This is a genomic window from Reyranella sp. (assembly GCF_050185545.1).
Taxonomy (GTDB): Bacteria; Pseudomonadota; Alphaproteobacteria; order Reyranellales; family Reyranellaceae; genus Reyranella.
Genome location: NZ_JBFWZI010000092.1, coordinates 13,027 through 28,417, shown reverse-complemented (window position 1 = coordinate 28,417; position 15,391 = coordinate 13,027). Strand labels below are relative to the sequence as shown.

Genomic DNA, 15,391 nt, shown 5'->3' with positions numbered 1-15,391 from the left:
CGTCCCGCCCGCTCATGATCATGAGCGGGCGGGACGCCCGCGGTCCGCATGAGGCATGACCCCTTGCGTCGCCGTATGACGGCGACACCTCCCCAGCGGAGCTGGGGAGGGAAATCTGAGGCGTGCTCGCTCTGCTCACGTCAGCGCATTCTTGTGGAACTTGCCGGCCTTCATGATGGCCGGCAGGTGGGCGCCCTGGTGGAGGAACAGCTCGAGCTTCTTCAGCGGGTTGCCGTCGACGACGATCAGGTCGGCAAAGGCGCCGGGCTCGACGATGCCGAGCCTGCCCTCCTGGCGCAGGATCTCGGCGCCGACGATGGTGGCCTGGCGGATGATCTCGATCGGCTTCAGGACCTTGGCGCGATGGATGAATTCCAGGCTTTGGTCGACCTGCAGTGCGCCCAGAAGGTCGGTGCCGTAGCCCACCTTCACCCCGGCAGCCTTGCAGATCTCGAGCGAGCGCAGTGCGCCCTCGAGCACGATGTCGTTCTTGGCCAGCATGTCGGCCGTCATGCCGAATTGCGCCGCCCGTTCCTTCATCGAGAAGTAGGTCACCAGGTTGGCGATCATGTAGCCGCCCTTGGATTTCAGCAGCTTGGCCGACCGGGCATCGATCAGGTTACCGTGCTCGATGGTGCGCACGCCGTTGTTGACGGCCCGCGTGATGGCTTCCGGTGTGTAGGCATGCGCCAGCACGTAGCGGCCGAAATTCTTCGCCTCGTCGGTCGCCGCCGCAATCTCGGCCTCCGAGAACTGCAGCGAATCGAGCGGGTCGTAGGGCGAGGCGACGCCGCCGGAGCACATGATCTTCACCTGGTCCGCCCCCTGGCGCATCTGCTCGCGCACCAGCTTGCGCACCTCGTCGGCGCCATCGGCGATCGCCATGCAATAGACCATGGCGTTGCAGCAGCCGCACGGCGCGCCCTGGTCGGTGCGGCGGCGCGAATCGCTGTGACCGCCGGTCGGCCCGATGGCGCGCCCGGAGATGAACAGGCGCGGTCCGGGGATGAGGCCCGTCTCGACGGCGGTCTTGATGCCCCAGTCGGCGCCGCCGGTGTCGCGCACCGTGGTGAATCCGCGGTCGATCATGCCCTTCATCAGGTCGCCGGCGCGCGCCGTCAGAAGGGTGAGCGGCACGTTCTCGAGGTTGCGGATGTTGACCTCGACCAGGAAGACGTGGACGTGGCAATCGATCAGGCCGGGCATCAGGGTGCGCTTGCCGCAGTCGACCACCTGGGCCTGGGAGGCCTTGATCGGCTTGGCCGACACTTCCTTGATGAGATCGCCCTCGACCAGCACCTCGTAGCCGCCGCGCGCCTCGCTCCAGCGCGGGTCCAGAAGGTTCAAGTTCCTGAAAAGAAACTGCGGCATCAAGGCTCCCCCAACAAAGTGCCGGCACCCTACGACGCCCGGCGCTTTGACGCTACAGTCGGCGGATGGCCGGAGTACCCATGGCGCGAGTGCCAACAGTCGGAGCGGAGGCCGACGACGTGCGCGCAGCAGCCGCGGCACGGAGCTGTCCGCACATGCGGCGGATCGTCGTCATCGGCACGACCGGCTCGGGCAAGAGCACGCTGGCCGGGCGCCTGGCGGCGCAGACCGGGCTCAGGATCATCGAGCTGGATGCCCTCTACTGGGGGCGCGACTGGCAGGGCGTCCCGGTCGACCTGTTCCGTCACCGCGTCGAGCGCGAGACCCGCGACGGCGGCTGGATCGTGGTCGGCAATTACGGCCAGGTGCGCGACCTGGTGTGGCCCGCGGCCGACACGCTGGTGTGGCTCGACCTGCCGCTTTCCCGGGTGATGTGGCGGCTGGCTTGGCGAACCTTCCGCCGCGCCGCGACCAGGGAGGAGCTTTGGGGCACCGGCAACCGGGAATCCTTCGTGAACGCCTTTTTCAGCCGTCAATCAATCCTGCTGTGGGCACTCAAGACCCATCGGCGAAATCGCGAGAGGTACAGCAAGGAGTGTGCCGCCCTGGCGGAGACGATGCAGGTCGTCCGGCTGTCGTCGCCCCGCGAGGTTGAGCGCTTCCTCGCCGCACGTTAAGCAGGCGCAATGTCGGTCCACGCCTTTTCCTGCTTCGACGGCCACACCTGCGGCAATCCGGTGCGGCTGGTGAGCGGCGGCGCGCCGCTGCTCAGGGGTGCGACCATGAGCGAGCGCCGGCTCGATTTCCTGGCCAACCACGACTGGATCCGCAAGGCGCTGATGTTCGAGCCGCGTGGCCACGACGTCATGTCGGGCTCGATCCTCTACTCGCCGACCCGCGCCGACTGCGATATCGGCATCCTGTTCATCGAAGTGAGCGGCTGCCTGCCGATGTGCGGGCACGGCACCATCGGCACCGTCACCATGGCGGTCGAGAACGGCCTGGTGTCGCCGGCCACGCCGGGCGAGCTGGCGCTCGATGCCCCGGCCGGCCGTGTCGTCGCGCGCTACGTGCAGGATGGCCGCTTCGTCGACAGCGTGCGCATCACCAATGTCGCTTCCTACCTGGCGGCGAGCGAGGTCGCGATCGAGCTGCCCGGCGTCGGCGAGCTGGTGTTCGACATCGCCTACGGCGGCAACTTCTACGGCATCCTCGAGCCGCAGAAGAACTTCGCCGGGCTCGAGGAAATGTCGGCCGGCGACGTGCTGCGCCTGTCGCCGATCGTGCGCCGGCTGTTGAACGAGAGGATCCAGCCGGTGCATCCGGAGAATCCCACCATCAAGGGCGTCAGCCACGTCATGTGGACCGGCAAGCCCAGTCAGGCGCGTGCGCACGCGCGCAACGCCGTATTCTACGGCGACAAGGCGATCGATCGCTCCCCCTGCGGCACGGGGACCTCGGCGCGCATGGCCCAGCTCGCCGCCCACGGCAAGCTGAAGGTCGGTGAAGACTTCGTGCACGAGAGCATCATCGGCTCGCTGTTCGACGGTCGCGTCGAAGACAAGGCCCGCGTCGGCAATCACGACGCCATCGTGCCCTCGATCGCCGGCTGGGCACGCCAGCACGGCATCAACACCATCTTCGTCGACGACCGCGACCCCTTCGCCCACGGGTTCCAGGTGGCGTAGTCTTCTCCTCCCCAAGCTTTGCTTGGGGAGGTGTCCGCGTCTTGCGCGGACGGAGGGATCATGATCTTGGACCGCGGGCGTCCCGCCCGCTCATGACTCATGAACATGAGCAGGCGGGACGCCCGCGGTCCGCATGAGCCTTTACCCCTCTGTCGGCGAAGACGCCGACACCTCCTCAACTTCGTTCAGGAGGAGGGGGGCTACTCCGCGGCCTTCGCCATCACCGCCGGTGCGCGCACGCCGCCGCGTGCAAAGATCGCGTCGATCTCCGCCGCGCCGTAGCCCAGCTCGCGCAGGATGTCGGGTCCGTGCTCGCCGATGTGCGGCGCGTGCTGCTGCGGCGGATGGGTCGAAGCCGGCGGCAGGCCGGGGATGTTGGCGACCGGCATGCGACCGAAGCCGTCCTGCTCGATCCAGTCGAGCGAGCCCGATTCCCTGACGTGCGGATGGTCGAGATAGTCCTGGTAGTTGTTGACCCGCTCGCAGAATACGTCGTTGGGCTGCAGCAACGCGATCCATTCCTCGGTGGTCTTGCCCGGCATGGTCTCGTTCAGCGCCTTGATGATGCGGGCTGCGTTCCTGATGCGACTCTCGTGGGTCTGCAGGTCGGGGTCGTCGGCGATGTCCTGGCGGCCGATCAGCTCGAACAGGGTGCGGAAATGGTGTGGCCGCATGGCGCTCACCATGATGTAGCCGTTGGCCGTCTTGTAGCTGCCGGCCGGCATGTAGAGTGGCGGCGGCGTGCCCTTGGAGAACACGTACTCCATCAGCTTGGCGCCCTGGTAGGCGGCGGCCGCGCGCATCAGGCTGGAATCGATGTAGCTGCCCTCGCCGTAGCGCAGCTGGCGCATCAGCGCCGGCGCGATCGCCTGGAAGGTGTAGAGGCCGGTGGTGACGTCGACAGCGATCATGCCCTGGCGCCACGGCGTGCCGTCGGGCAGGCGGTTCATCACCATCATGCCGCTGAACGCCTGGATCAACCCGTCGACGGTCGGCCGCTTGCTGTAGGGGCCGGTCTGGCCGAAGCCCGAGATGGAACAGTAGATGACCTTGGGATTGACCTCCCTGATGTCCTCGTAGCCGAAGCCCAGCCGCCCGATCACGCCCGGCCGGAAACTCTCCATCACCACATGGGCCTTGGCGGCGATCCTGTTCACAACGGCGATGCCGTCGGCCGACTTGAGATCGAGCGCGATCGAGCGCTTGCCGCGGTTGAACGCCACCGAATGGGCGCAGTGGTCGCCCTTCAGCTCGCCCAGCAGGCGACCCCAGTCGCCTTCCGGCGGCTCGATCTTGATGACGTCGGCGCCGTGCAGGGCGAGCAGCATCGAGGCGTGCGGCCCGGCGACTCCCTGGGTGAAATCGAGAACGGTGAGTCCGTCGTACGCGCCCCTGGTCATCGTCTCCCCTGCTGCTCCAGCCTGCTGAACGTACGTTCAGCGGCGTCGCAGGTGCAAGGCCGGCCCTGCAGGGAAGCCATGCGCATGAAGAAAAGTTACGTAAACGCGCAGACTTCTTCGTTTGTCGATGGCCGGCGGCGGCATCACATGAGTGCATCTACACCCAATTGGGAGCCCGTCTATGCCCGCCGTTCCCTTGCCGATCGCAGCCCTCGCGGCCGCAAGCTACGTCACCCCGTCCCTGGTTGCGCCGGTTTTCCGGCGCATGATGTTGCGGCCGCGCCGGCATGTTCGGCCGCCGCCGCCGGCGTTGGCCTTGCGGGCTGCCGACGAGCGGCTCGCACTCGATGAGGGGCTGGTCGGCTGGCGCTGGGGAAGGGGACCAAAGGTCTTGCTGGTACATGGCTTCGAAGGCAGCCGGGCGCAGTTTGGCGCGATCATCGAGGCACTGGTCGCGCGCGGCTTTTCCGCGGTGGCGCTCGATGCGCCGGGGCACGGCGAATCGGCCGGCGATGAACTGACCGTCGTGCAGTATGTCGCAGCGATCGAGCGCGCCCTGGCGAAGGTCGGACCGGTGCATGCCGTCGTCGGCCATTCGCTGGGCGGCGCCGTGAGCGTGTTCTCGATTGCCGAGGCTGGCGGAGCCAGCCGCGTTGCCGCGATCTCCGCGCCCTCGTCGCTCAAGCGACAATTGCATCGTTTTGCCCAGGCGGTCGGCCTGTCGAAGCGCGGCGAGGCAGCGTTCATCGCCTCGGTCGAAGCGCATGTTGGTCGGCCCGCCTCCGACTTCGACGTCCGGCGCATCGCCGGCAAGGTCGACCTGCCGTTCCTCGTCATCCATGATCAGAACGATCGCCAGGTGCCGGTGGCCGAAGCGGCGCGCGCGGCGCACGCTCTGCGCGGCGCCGAGCTGATCGTCACGCAAGGCCTCGGCCACAATCGCCTGCTCGCCGATCCGGCGGTGGTGACGGCGGTCGTCGATTTCGTGTCGGCGCGCGCTCCTTCCTCCCCCGTCTTGTGGGGGAGGAGGCCCGTAGGGCCGGTGGGGGAAGGCCCCAGTCGAGAAAATTCCGATTCTGACGTCGGAATTTCATAGGCCGTCACGGAGGCTTTCCCCCTCGCCCCCTGCGGGGGCACCTCCCCCGTATGACGGGGGCGGCGAGTCGGCATTCACGCCACCACGGGCAGCGCCTCGATGCGGTAGCTGTGCGCGATTTTCCGGCCGAGCACCGGGTCCTCGAGTTCCATCGAGAAGCGGGGCGCGGCGCGGATGCCGCCGATTGCGGGCAGGGTACCGCAGAACATTGCGACTCCCGGCGGCAGGTGCCTGTCGCCGTTGCGCCAGCCGGCGATCAGCTCGCGCGGGGCGCGGAGCCTGGCCAGCGTGCCTTCCTGGTAGAGGACCGGTTTGCCACCCTCCTCGACGAAGCTGCGCAGGACCAGTTGGTCCCAGTGCGGCTCGACGTCCTCGAAGCGCCACACCGCGCGGCCGACGACCTTCGGGCAGAGCTGCTTGGAGACGGCGACGCCGTAACTCTCGACCCGGCGGTCGGTATGGTCGGATCCCACGGTCACCCACAGCCGGTCGGGTGTGCCCACCAGAACCGGCTCGGCCTCGCCGGTGGTGTCGTCGCCCAGCACCTCGATGGTGTCCGCCTGGGTCAGCAGGGTGGCGGCCGCGCGATAGTAGAGCGGCACCCTGGACGGCGGCTGAACGCCAATCGACTTCAGCTCCTCGATATGATGCTCAAGGGCGGCGACATCGCGGCTCGTCCAGCCGGCGATCACCAGCTGGTCGATCTCGACCGGCTGTCCGTCGAACTCTAAACGCACCACGGAACGGCTACAGGATGGCGAGTTGCGAGTTCAGCAGGTCGGTCACCAGCATATAGCCCGGCGCGTGGGTGATGCAGAACTCGGGCTTCACCGTGGCCACCACCGATTGCGGGGTGACGCCGCAGGCCCAGAACACCGGCAGCTCGTCGTCACGCACCGGAACGGCATCGCCGTAGTCGGGCTTGCCGATGTCCTTGATACCGATCAACTCCGGCTTGCCGAGATGCACCGGCGCGCCGTGCACCGACGGGAAGCGCGTCGTCACCTGCACCGCGCGGATCGCATCGGCCGGCCGGAACGGACGCATCGACACCACCATGGGGCCGTGGAAGGGACCGGCCGGCTTGCACTGGATGTTGGTCCGGTACATCGGCACGTTGACGTTGCAGCTCTGGTGGCGGATCTCCAGGCCGTTCTCGATCAGCGCCTCCTCGAACGAGAAAGAGCAGCCCAGCACGAACGACACCAGGTCGTCGCGCCACACCTTCTTGAGGTCGTCGACTTCCTCGATCAGCTCGCCCTTCTTCCATACGCGATAGCGCGGGATGTCGGTGCGGATGTCGAGGTCCTCGCCCAGATTCGGCAGGCGCCAGTCGCCAGGCTCGGACTGGCCGAGCAAGGGGCAGGGCTTGGGGTTGAGCTGGCAGAAGCGCGCGAAATCGGCGGCGAATTCCTTCGGCAGGATGGCGAGGTTGCCCTGCACGTAGCCCGGCGCCATGCCCGAGGTCGGCTGCCGGAAGGCCCCGGCGCGAATGCGCCGCCGTGCGTCGCGACCGGTCTCGCCCTTGATGCTGGTGATGGTGTCCATGGTGGGCTCCTCTTGGCATTCCTTCCCAGCGAAGCTGGGGAGGAGAACAATGTCAAACGTGCTGGCCGCCGTTGATCTGGATCTCGGCGCCGCTGACGTAGCTCGCGCCCTTCTCGCACAGGAAATGGATGACGTCGGCTACTTCGTCGGGCGTGCCGAGGCGGCGCATCGGGATCTGCTCCTCGACGATCTTCTCGGTGCCGGGCGACAGGATCGAGGTGTCGATCTCGCCCGGCGCGATGGCGTTCACGCGAATGCCGCGCGGCCCGAAATCGTGCGCCATCTCGCGTGTGAGCGCGGCCAGTGCCGCCTTGGAGGTGGCGTAGGCCGAGCCGGCGAAGGGATGAACGCGACTGCCGGCGATCGAGGTGACGTTGACCACGGCGCCCTGCGCCGCCGACAGCTCCTCGATCAGGCCGCGGGCCAGCGCGACGGGCGCGAAGAAATTCACGTTGAAGACCTCGCGCCACAGATCGAACGGCGTGTCGATGGCGCCCAGCCGCTCGCCCTTGCTGTTCTTGGGCGAGATCGCCGCGTTGTTGACCAGCGCGTCGAGCCGTCCGCCGGCGACGCGTGCACGGATCTGCTCGATGCCGCGGCCGAGATCGACCGGATCGGCGAGATCCATCTGGACATGGTTCTCGCCGCCGCTCGGCCACGGGCAGAGCGCACTGAAGGGCTGGCGCGACACGGTGATCACCCGCCAGCCGCCGGCGCTGAACTTCTTGACGGTTGCATGACCGATGCCGCGACTGGCGCCGGTCAGGACCAGGGTTCGTACATTGTCGTGCAGAGTTGCCGGTTTCATCGCTGGCTTTCGCATTGCGCTTGAAAGGATGATCTTACCCCGCCCGGGAGACGATGGCGCGATCGATATGGAGCCCAGATATGGGAATCTGGGCGAGAAAGTCGAATTTTCGCCAAATCGCTGTGCCAAGCCATTGCGACTGAAACATTTTCCTTGTGCGTCCGCGGCCGGGCGCGCCACTAGAAGGTCAGGTTGCCCGCGCACATGTCCTCCGACAACGTCCAGGCCCTGCCCGCCGGAACGCGACTTGGCGATTACCGCTTCGATGCCGTGATCGGGCAAGGCGGGTTCGGCATTACCTATCGCGCCTTCGACACCCAGCTCGCCAAGTTCGTCGCCATCAAGGAGTACCTGCCGGTCGAGTTCGCGATTCGCCGGCACGACGGCCAAGTGGCGCCGCGCGGCGGACGGTTCGCCGACGATTTCGCCTGGGGCCGCGATCGTTTCCTCGACGAGGCACGTGCGCTCGCGCGCTTCCGCCATCCGCACATCGTGCCGGTGCTGCGCTACTTCGAGGCCAACGGCACCGCCTACACGGTGATGGAATTCGAGGACGGGAAGAACCTCGCCGAGCTGCTGCGCGAACCCGGCCGCCCGCTGTCGCCCGACAACGTGCAGCGGCTCGCCGACGCGCTGCTGAGCGGCCTGCGCGCCGTGCACGCCGAGAACTTTCTCCATCGCGACATCAAGCCGTCGAACATCATCGTGCGGCGCGACGGCGTTCCCGTGCTGATCGATTTCGGGGCCGCGCGCCAGGCGATCGGCGGGCGCACGCGCACGCTGACCAGCGTGCTGACACCGCAATACGCGCCGATCGAGCAGTACGCGCTCGACGCCAGGCAGGGTCCGTGGAGCGACATCTACTCGGCCGCCGCCGTGCTCCATCACGCGATCACCGGGCAGCCGCCGGCGGATGCCGCCGCGCGCGTCGGCGCTGATCCCTACCGGCCTCTCGCCGGTGGCGGCGAGACCCGCTTCGATCCGGCCTTCCTCGCGGCAATCGATCGCGCTTTGGCCTTTGCGCCGGCCGATCGGCCGCAAAGCGTGGCGGCGTGGCGGGCGCTGTTTGCGCGGGCGAGCCCGCCGGCCGAGGAGGTCCCGACCGAGCGGGTCGCGAACGCCGTTGCCGTGGCGACTCCGCGTCTGGGCGCCGCCGTTCGCGAGACAAGCGAGGTCGCTCCTGAATCAGCCAGGAGATCGCGTGTCGGCGTAGTGCTGGCCGGCGTGGCCGTCATCGTGCTCGCAGGGGCGGCGTGGCGTTTCCAGACGGACATTCGTCAGCTCCTTGGCGGGCCGGCCGTCACATCCGCGTCGACCTCATCGCCTGCTCCAACGGCGCTGCCGGCCACCCCGGCACCTGCGCCCGCACCGCCCGCGGTCTCGCCGACGCCGGCGACGGCGCAGCCGGCATCACGACCGGCGTCGCAATCTGATCCATCCACTGCCCAGAAGGCGTTGGCCGACCAGGCGCACCGCGCCGCCCTTGGGGCGGCATTGGTGCTCGAGCGTGCCGAGGAGGCGGCGCGTGCCGCGCGCTCGCTGGCGGGCGAGGCGCGGATCGTGGCAGCACGGGCGGCGCGGCCGGATCTCGAGAAATCGGAGCGTCTCTCCTATGACGGCGGCGCGAGCTACATTGGCCAGGCCGAAGCGGGCAAGCGTCAGGGACTGGGCGTCGCCGAGCTCGCCGACGGCGAGCGCCAGGCCGGCGAATGGTCGGCCGATCGCCTGAACGGGCTGGGTACGGTGAGATTTGCCGATGACGTGCGCTATGCCGGACAATGGCGCGAAGGACAGTTGACCGGGCTGGGCGTGCGCGAGAAGCCGGGCAACGAGAAGAGCGAAGGCAATTTCGTCGGTGGCCGTCTCGAAGGCCTGGCAATCCGTCGCACGCTGGGCTCGCCCAACAAGGTCCAGTCCGGAGAGTTCCGCACCGGCCTGCTGGAAGGACCAGGTGTCGAGCAGATCGCCGACGGCGAGCGCTACGAGGGCATGTTCCGAAACGGGCAACGCAACGGCTACGGTGAAGCCGTCAGCGCCGACGGCAAGGTCATCGCCGGGCGCTGGAATGACGGAAAGCTGGTCGAATCAACACCGTAACCGGGATGGCATGGAAGTTGCGCCCCGCGGCATGCCCCTGAACGCCGCCGCCGTGACCAAACCTTTGTCTGTCCTGCTGATCGACGACAATCCGACCCGCGCCGAAATCGTCGAGGCGGGACTGGCGGCGGCCGGCTATCGCCTGATCGCCCGGCTCGAGGGGACGCAGGATCTGATCGGCCGCGTGCGTGAGCTGGCGCCGGATGTCGTCGTCGTCAGCATCGACAGCCCGAGCCGCGACACGATCGAGGACATGCGGCGCACCACCGACCTGATGCCGCGCCCGATCGCACTGTTCGTCGACCAGTCCGACCCGGCGACTATTGCCGCCGCCATGGAAGCGGGGGTCTCGGCCTACGTGGTCAAGGGGCTCGCGCAGGACCGCGTGCGGCCGGTCGTCGATGTCGCCGTGGCGCATTTCAACCGCTACCGCGCGATGCGCGAGGAGCTTGATCGCGCCCGCCTGTCGCTGGTCGAACGCAAGGCGATCGACCGCGCCAAGGGCCTCCTGATGCAGCAGAAGGGGATCACCGAGGAGGCTGCCTACCGGCTGATGCGCAAACTTGCCATGAACCAGAACAAGCGCATCGGCGAGGTCGCCCAGGATATAATTATGTATGCAAAGGCCCTGAAGTGAACCTTCAGAGGATGGTTGTCTATTTTGTGGGCGCTCGCCCTTCATGCTTATGGAACGATCATGCTGCACATGCGAGCGTCATAGATTCGTATCCTGGCGAGTGTCGAGAATGGCCCGCGCCAACGCCTTGAATTGGCGATAGATCAAACGAAAGCAATGGGTTGGAGCCACTTGGCTGCAGTGCAGCAATGATTGGCATGCTTTCTGCTGCCTCTATCGCGACGGATCCAATGGCGGATCCGTCCTGAACTGATGGCGAACCAAGGGTGGTTCGCCGACGGACAACGGCGTCCTGCACGGTCGACTCCACGGCCGGGCTGGGCGTTTTTTTTTGGGGTGGCGAGGCGTGAAGGCTGACCTGGAACGATCGAGGCTGAACCTGGGAATCATTCCCCTCGTCGACTGCGCGCCGATCGTGCTCGCCGAAGAGCTGGGCGCTTTCGAGCGGCGCGGGCTCGAAGTCGATATTCGTCGGGAGGCCTCCTGGGCGACAATTCGTGACAAGGTGGCGGTCGGTGCGCTCGATGCGGCGCAAATGCTGGCACCGATGCCGCTCGCGACCACGCTCGGCATCGACAGCGTCAATGTGCCGATGATCGCTGCGATGACGCTCGATCTCAACGGCAACGCCATCACCCTTTCCCAGGCACTGTGGCGGGAAATCGAGGACGCCGCCGCCGGTGCGCTGCCCGACGGACCGCTGGATCCCGGTGCGCTCCTGCCGGTGGTCCGGGCCCGCGCCACAACCGGCCGGTCGCCGCTGGCGCTCGCGTCGGTGTTTCCGTACTCGTCGCACAACTATCTGTTGCGGTTGTGGCTCGCCGCAGGGGGGATCGACCCGGATCGCGACGTGCGGCTTTCCGTCGTGCCACCCCCGCACATGATCGCCCACCTGTCCGGCGGAGTCATCGATGGCTACTGCGTCGGCGAGCCCTGGAACCAGCAGGCGGTATCGCTGGACATCGGGCGCATCGCCGTTGCCGGCTGCGATCTGTGGCCGGCGATGCCGGAAAAGGTGCTGGGCACGACCGAAGCTTGGGGGCGGCGCCATCCGGAGACCCTCGCTGCGTTGGTCGGGGCGCTGATCGAAGCCTGCGCCTGGCTCGATGAGCCAGCCAATCACGCCGAGGCAGCCCGCGTGCTTGCCAGCCCCCGCTACGTCAACGCGCCGGCCGAGATCATCGCCCGCTCACTCGCTCTTCCGGGCTTCCATATCTTCCATCGCGACGGCGCCAATTTCCCGTGGCGGAGCCATGCCGACTGGTTCCTGGCGCAGATGGTGCGCTGGGGCCAGGCGAGCGCCGGCTGCGATCTGCGCGCCGTCGCCGACCGGGTCTTCCGTCCAGACATATTTCGTGCCGCTGCCGCGGTCCTGGGCATTGCCTGCCCCGCTGAAGATCGAAAACCGGAGGGCGGTCACGGCGAACCAGCGGCACCGTCGCATGCTGCCGATCCGCCGGCTGCGCGGTCCAACGCCTCGAACGCTCAATAGCCAAACAGGGATGCCGACATGTCACAACGCAAACACTCCATAGCGATCCGTCGTCGAGGGCTCCTCGTCGCAGCCGCCGGCGCGGCGGCGCACGGGTTCGTTCCGCGGGTGACGCGCGCCGACACGCTCAAGGTCGAGAAAGACGAACTGAAGCTCGGCTTCATCAAGCTTACCGACATGGTTCCGCTCGCCATCGCCAAGGAGAAGGGGTTCTTCGAGGACGAGGGCCTGTTCGTCACGCTCGAGCCTCAGGCCAACTGGAAGGTCCTGCTCGACCGCGTCATCACCGGCGAGCTCGACGGTGCGCACATGCTGGCCGGCCAACCCATCGCCGCCACTATTGGCTTTGGCACGAAGGCCCATGTGATCACGCCCTTCTCGATGGATCTCAACGGCAATGGCACGACGGTGTCGAACGAGATCTGGGCCGAGATGAAGAAGCACATCCCGATGGGAACGGACGGAAAGCCCGTGCATCCGGTGAAGGCCAGCGCCCTCAAGCCCGTAATCGACAAGATGAAAAGCGAGGGCAAGGCCTTCAAGATGGGCATGGTCTTCCCGGTCTCGACGCACAACTACGAGCTGCGTTACTGGCTGGCATCCGGTGGCATCCATCCGGGTTTCTATTCCAAGACCGACGTTACCGGGCAGATCCAGGCCGACGCGCTGCTGTCGGTGACGCCGCCGCCGCAGATGCCCTCGACGCTGCAGGCCGGCACGATCCACGGCTACTGTGTCGGCGAGCCATGGAACCAGCAGGCGGTGTTCAAGGGCATCGGCGTGCCGGTAATCACCGACTACGAGATATGGAAGAACAACCCGGAGAAGGTGTTCGGCATCACCGCCCAGTTCGCGGCCAAGAATCCCAACACCGCTCTGGCGCTCACCAAGGCCCTGATCCGCGCCTGCATGTGGCTCGACGCGAACGGCGATCGCAATCGTCCCGAGGCGGTCAAGATCATCTCGAAGCCCGAATATGTCGGTGCCGACTACGAGGTCATCGCCAACTCCATGACGGGAACCTTCGAGTACGAGAAAGGCGACAAGCGGCCGGTCCCCGACTTCAACGTCTTCTTCCGCTACTTTGCCACCTATCCCTATTACTCCGACGCCGTCTGGTATCTCACGCAGATGCGACGGTGGGGCCAGATTCCCGATCATCGACCGGACGAGTGGTACGCCGAGACGGCAAAGCAGGTCTACCGCCCGGATCTCTACCTGAAGGCCGCCCGGATGCTGGTCGACGAAGGCAAGGCACGGAAGGAAGACTTTCCCTGGACGACCGATGGTTATCGCGCGCCGACGGCGGAGAATATCGACAGCGTGCCTTACGATGGTCGCAAGCCCAACGCCTACATCGACAGCCTGTCGATCGGCCTCAAGGGCAAGCAGACCGTCGAGGGCACCGACGTGGTCGGCGGCTGACCATGACCACGATCACCGAACCGGCTGATGCCTCTGCCATCCGCGACCGTGAGCGGCGGGAGCGGCTGTTCGCCCGCATCACCAGGGCAGCGACCTACCTCGACGTTGCCGGGCTCGGCTGGCTGGTGCCGCTGCTGCGCATCGCCGCGGGCGACAACCCGCGGCACCAGCTTGTTGAGTTGCGCCAGGTCCTGCTCGTGCCGCTTGTCGGGATCGCCGCCTTCCTGATGCTGTGGGCGTTGCTCGCGCCCCAAGTCAAGACGTCGCTCGGTGCGGTTCCAGGTCCGCTGCAGGTCTGGGAGCAGGCCGGTCATCTCTACAGCGACCACGTTGCGGAGCGCGTCAAGGAAGCCGCCTTCTACGCGCGGCAGAAGGAGCGCAATAGCAAGCTGGAGGCCGACGGCAAGGCCGATCAGGTCAAGTGGCGAACCTTCACCGGCAAGCCGACCTATCTCGATCAGATCCTGACCAGCCTCGAGACGGTGGCGCTGGGCTTTTTGATTGCCACCCTGATCGCGGTACCGGCCGGCATCATGTGCGGCCTGTCGCGCACGGTGAACGGCGGGCTCAACCCGCTGATCCAGATCTTCAAGCCGGTGTCTCCGCTCGCCTGGCTGCCGATCGTCACCATGGTGGTGTCGGCGCTCTATCTCAACCCCTATGACTGGCTGCCCAAGTCGCTGGTCATCTCGGCCATCACCGTCACCCTGTGCTCGCTCTGGCCGACCCTGATCAACACGGCGCTCGGCGTCGCCTCGATCGACAAGGACCTGATGAACGTCGGCAAGGTGCTGCAGCTATCGACGACCACGACAATCCGCAAGCTGGTGCTGCCGTCGGCGCTGCCCCTGATCTTCACCGGCCTGCGGCTCTCCCTCGGAGTGGGCTGGATGGTGCTGATCGCCGCGGAGATGCTGGCCCAGAACCCCGGCCTCGGAAAGTTCGTGTGGGACGAGTTCCAGAACGGGTCTTCGGCATCCCTGGCCAAGATCATGGTGGCGGTGCTGACCATCGGCATCATTGGCTTCCTGCTCGATCGGCTGATGTTCGCGCTGCAGGCCGCCTTCACCTACGGCACGAAGCGCTAGCTCGAAAGGTCGCGACCATGGCACTCCTCGAACTCAAGGGTGTGAGCAAGGGCTACGGCGACGCCAATCGGCGCACCGAGGTGCTCGATGACATCAATCTCTCGGTCGACGAGGGTGAGTTCGTCGCAATCGTCGGGTTCTCGGGTTCGGGCAAGACGACGCTGATCTCCCTGATGGCGGGGCTGCTCGAGCCCGATGCCGGAGAAGTGACGATCCGTGGCAAGAGAATCGAAGGCGCTGGCCCCGATCGCGGCCTGGTCTTCCAGTCCTATTCGCTGATGCCCTGGCTCAGTGTCAGCGAGAATGTCGCGCTGGCCGTCGATGCCGTGTTCGGCAAGGCGCCGCTCGCCGAGCGGCAGGCCCGCGTGCGCCGCTACGTCGGCATGGTCGGTCTTGGCCATGCAGCCGACCGTCGTCCGGCCGAGCTGTCGGGGGGCATGCGTCAGCGCGTTGCGGTGGCACGGGCGCTCGCTGCCGGGCCGGAAATCCTCCTGCTCGACGAGCCGCTGTCCGCGCTCGATGCCTTGACGCGCGGCAAGCTGCAGGACGAGCTCGAGGACATCCGGCGACAGGAAGGCAAGACGTTCGTCCTGATCACAAACGACGTCGACGAGGCCATCCTTCTCGCCGACCGCATCGTGCCGCTCAAGCCTGGCCCGAAGGCGACCCTGGGGCCGTCCTTCAGGGTGACGATACCGCGGCCTCGGGATCGCATGGCGCTCAACGAGGATCCCGAATTCA

At 66.7% G+C, this 15,391-nt stretch carries 13 protein-coding genes and 1 pseudogene; 9 read left to right on the top strand and 5 right to left on the bottom strand.

Going from position 1 to position 15,391, the window contains the following annotated elements:
• Window positions 1-135: 135 nt before the first annotated feature.
• Complete coding sequence (locus AB7O82_RS22320) at window positions 136-1,371, bottom strand: amidohydrolase family protein (protein WP_428544430.1); 1,236 nt, start codon at window positions 1,369-1,371, stop codon at window positions 136-138.
• A 155-nt stretch (window positions 1,372-1,526) separates the two neighbouring features.
• Here AB7O82_RS22320 and AB7O82_RS22315 point away from each other — a divergent pair, with 155 nt between their 5' ends.
• Window positions 1,527-2,048 carry a hypothetical protein gene (locus AB7O82_RS22315; RefSeq protein WP_428544427.1) on the top strand — a complete coding sequence of 174 codons (522 nt, stop codon included), beginning with the start codon at window positions 1,527-1,529 and terminating at the stop codon, window positions 2,046-2,048.
• A gap of 9 nt (window positions 2,049-2,057) precedes the next feature.
• Window positions 2,058-3,059 (top strand): 4-hydroxyproline epimerase, encoded by a 1,002-nt coding sequence (locus AB7O82_RS22310; RefSeq protein WP_428620206.1) that lies wholly within the window; start codon window positions 2,058-2,060, stop codon window positions 3,057-3,059.
• Window positions 3,060-3,259: 200 nt separating this feature from the next.
• Here the strand turns inward: AB7O82_RS22310 and AB7O82_RS22305 are convergent, their stop codons facing one another.
• A complete protein-coding gene (locus tag AB7O82_RS22305; protein ID WP_428544421.1) occupies window positions 3,260-4,459 on the bottom strand; it encodes a CaiB/BaiF CoA transferase family protein in 1,200 nt (399 codons plus the stop codon).
• A gap of 181 nt (window positions 4,460-4,640) precedes the next feature.
• On the opposite strand from AB7O82_RS22305, the gene AB7O82_RS22300 reads away from it, so the two are divergent.
• Window positions 4,641-5,555: an alpha/beta hydrolase gene (locus tag AB7O82_RS22300; RefSeq protein WP_428544418.1), complete on the top strand. Its 915-nt coding sequence runs from the start codon at window positions 4,641-4,643 to the stop codon at window positions 5,553-5,555.
• A 74-nt stretch (window positions 5,556-5,629) separates the two neighbouring features.
• Here AB7O82_RS22300 and AB7O82_RS22295 read toward each other — a convergent pair whose 3' ends face one another.
• Genes AB7O82_RS22295 through AB7O82_RS22285 form a run of 3 tightly spaced genes read right to left on the bottom strand, consistent with a single transcriptional unit; the run spans window position 5,630 to window position 7,926 of the window.
• The gene (locus AB7O82_RS22295) at window positions 5,630-6,295 is read right to left on the bottom strand and encodes a DUF2848 domain-containing protein (protein WP_428544415.1); all 666 of its coding nucleotides are present in this window, start codon (window positions 6,293-6,295) and stop codon (window positions 5,630-5,632) included.
• Window positions 6,296-6,302: 7 nt separating this feature from the next.
• Complete coding sequence (locus tag AB7O82_RS22290) at window positions 6,303-7,103, bottom strand: putative hydro-lyase (RefSeq protein ID WP_428544412.1); 801 nt, start codon at window positions 7,101-7,103, stop codon at window positions 6,303-6,305.
• A 52-nt stretch (window positions 7,104-7,155) separates the two neighbouring features.
• Window positions 7,156-7,926 (bottom strand): SDR family NAD(P)-dependent oxidoreductase, encoded by a 771-nt coding sequence (locus AB7O82_RS22285; RefSeq protein ID WP_428544409.1) that lies wholly within the window; start codon window positions 7,924-7,926, stop codon window positions 7,156-7,158.
• 189 nt (window positions 7,927-8,115) lie between these two features.
• Between AB7O82_RS22285 and AB7O82_RS22280 the strand changes: the two genes are divergently transcribed.
• From AB7O82_RS22280 to AB7O82_RS22255, 6 genes and pseudogenes are all read left to right on the top strand, one after another.
• Window positions 8,116-10,008: a protein kinase domain-containing protein gene (locus AB7O82_RS22280; protein WP_428544406.1), complete on the top strand. Its 1,893-nt coding sequence runs from the start codon at window positions 8,116-8,118 to the stop codon at window positions 10,006-10,008.
• Between the two features lie 10 nt (window positions 10,009-10,018).
• Window positions 10,019-10,645 (top strand): ANTAR domain-containing response regulator, encoded by a 627-nt coding sequence (locus AB7O82_RS22275; protein WP_428544403.1) that lies wholly within the window; start codon window positions 10,019-10,021, stop codon window positions 10,643-10,645.
• A 346-nt stretch (window positions 10,646-10,991) separates the two neighbouring features.
• Window positions 10,992-12,137 (top strand): CmpA/NrtA family ABC transporter substrate-binding protein, encoded by a 1,146-nt coding sequence (locus tag AB7O82_RS22270; RefSeq protein ID WP_428544400.1) that lies wholly within the window; start codon window positions 10,992-10,994, stop codon window positions 12,135-12,137.
• Between the two features lie 18 nt (window positions 12,138-12,155).
• Entirely contained in the window at window positions 12,156-13,562 is a 1,407-nt protein-coding gene (locus AB7O82_RS22265; protein WP_428544397.1) for a CmpA/NrtA family ABC transporter substrate-binding protein, read from the top strand.
• Between the two features lie 2 nt (window positions 13,563-13,564).
• Window positions 13,565-14,650 carry an ABC transporter permease gene (locus AB7O82_RS22260; RefSeq protein WP_428544394.1) on the top strand — a complete coding sequence of 362 codons (1,086 nt, stop codon included), beginning with the start codon at window positions 13,565-13,567 and terminating at the stop codon, window positions 14,648-14,650.
• Between the two features lie 17 nt (window positions 14,651-14,667).
• Window positions 14,668-15,147, top strand: a pseudogene (locus tag AB7O82_RS22255) (ABC transporter ATP-binding protein); the annotation flags it as partial.
• Between the last annotated feature and the right edge of the window lie 244 nt (window positions 15,148-15,391).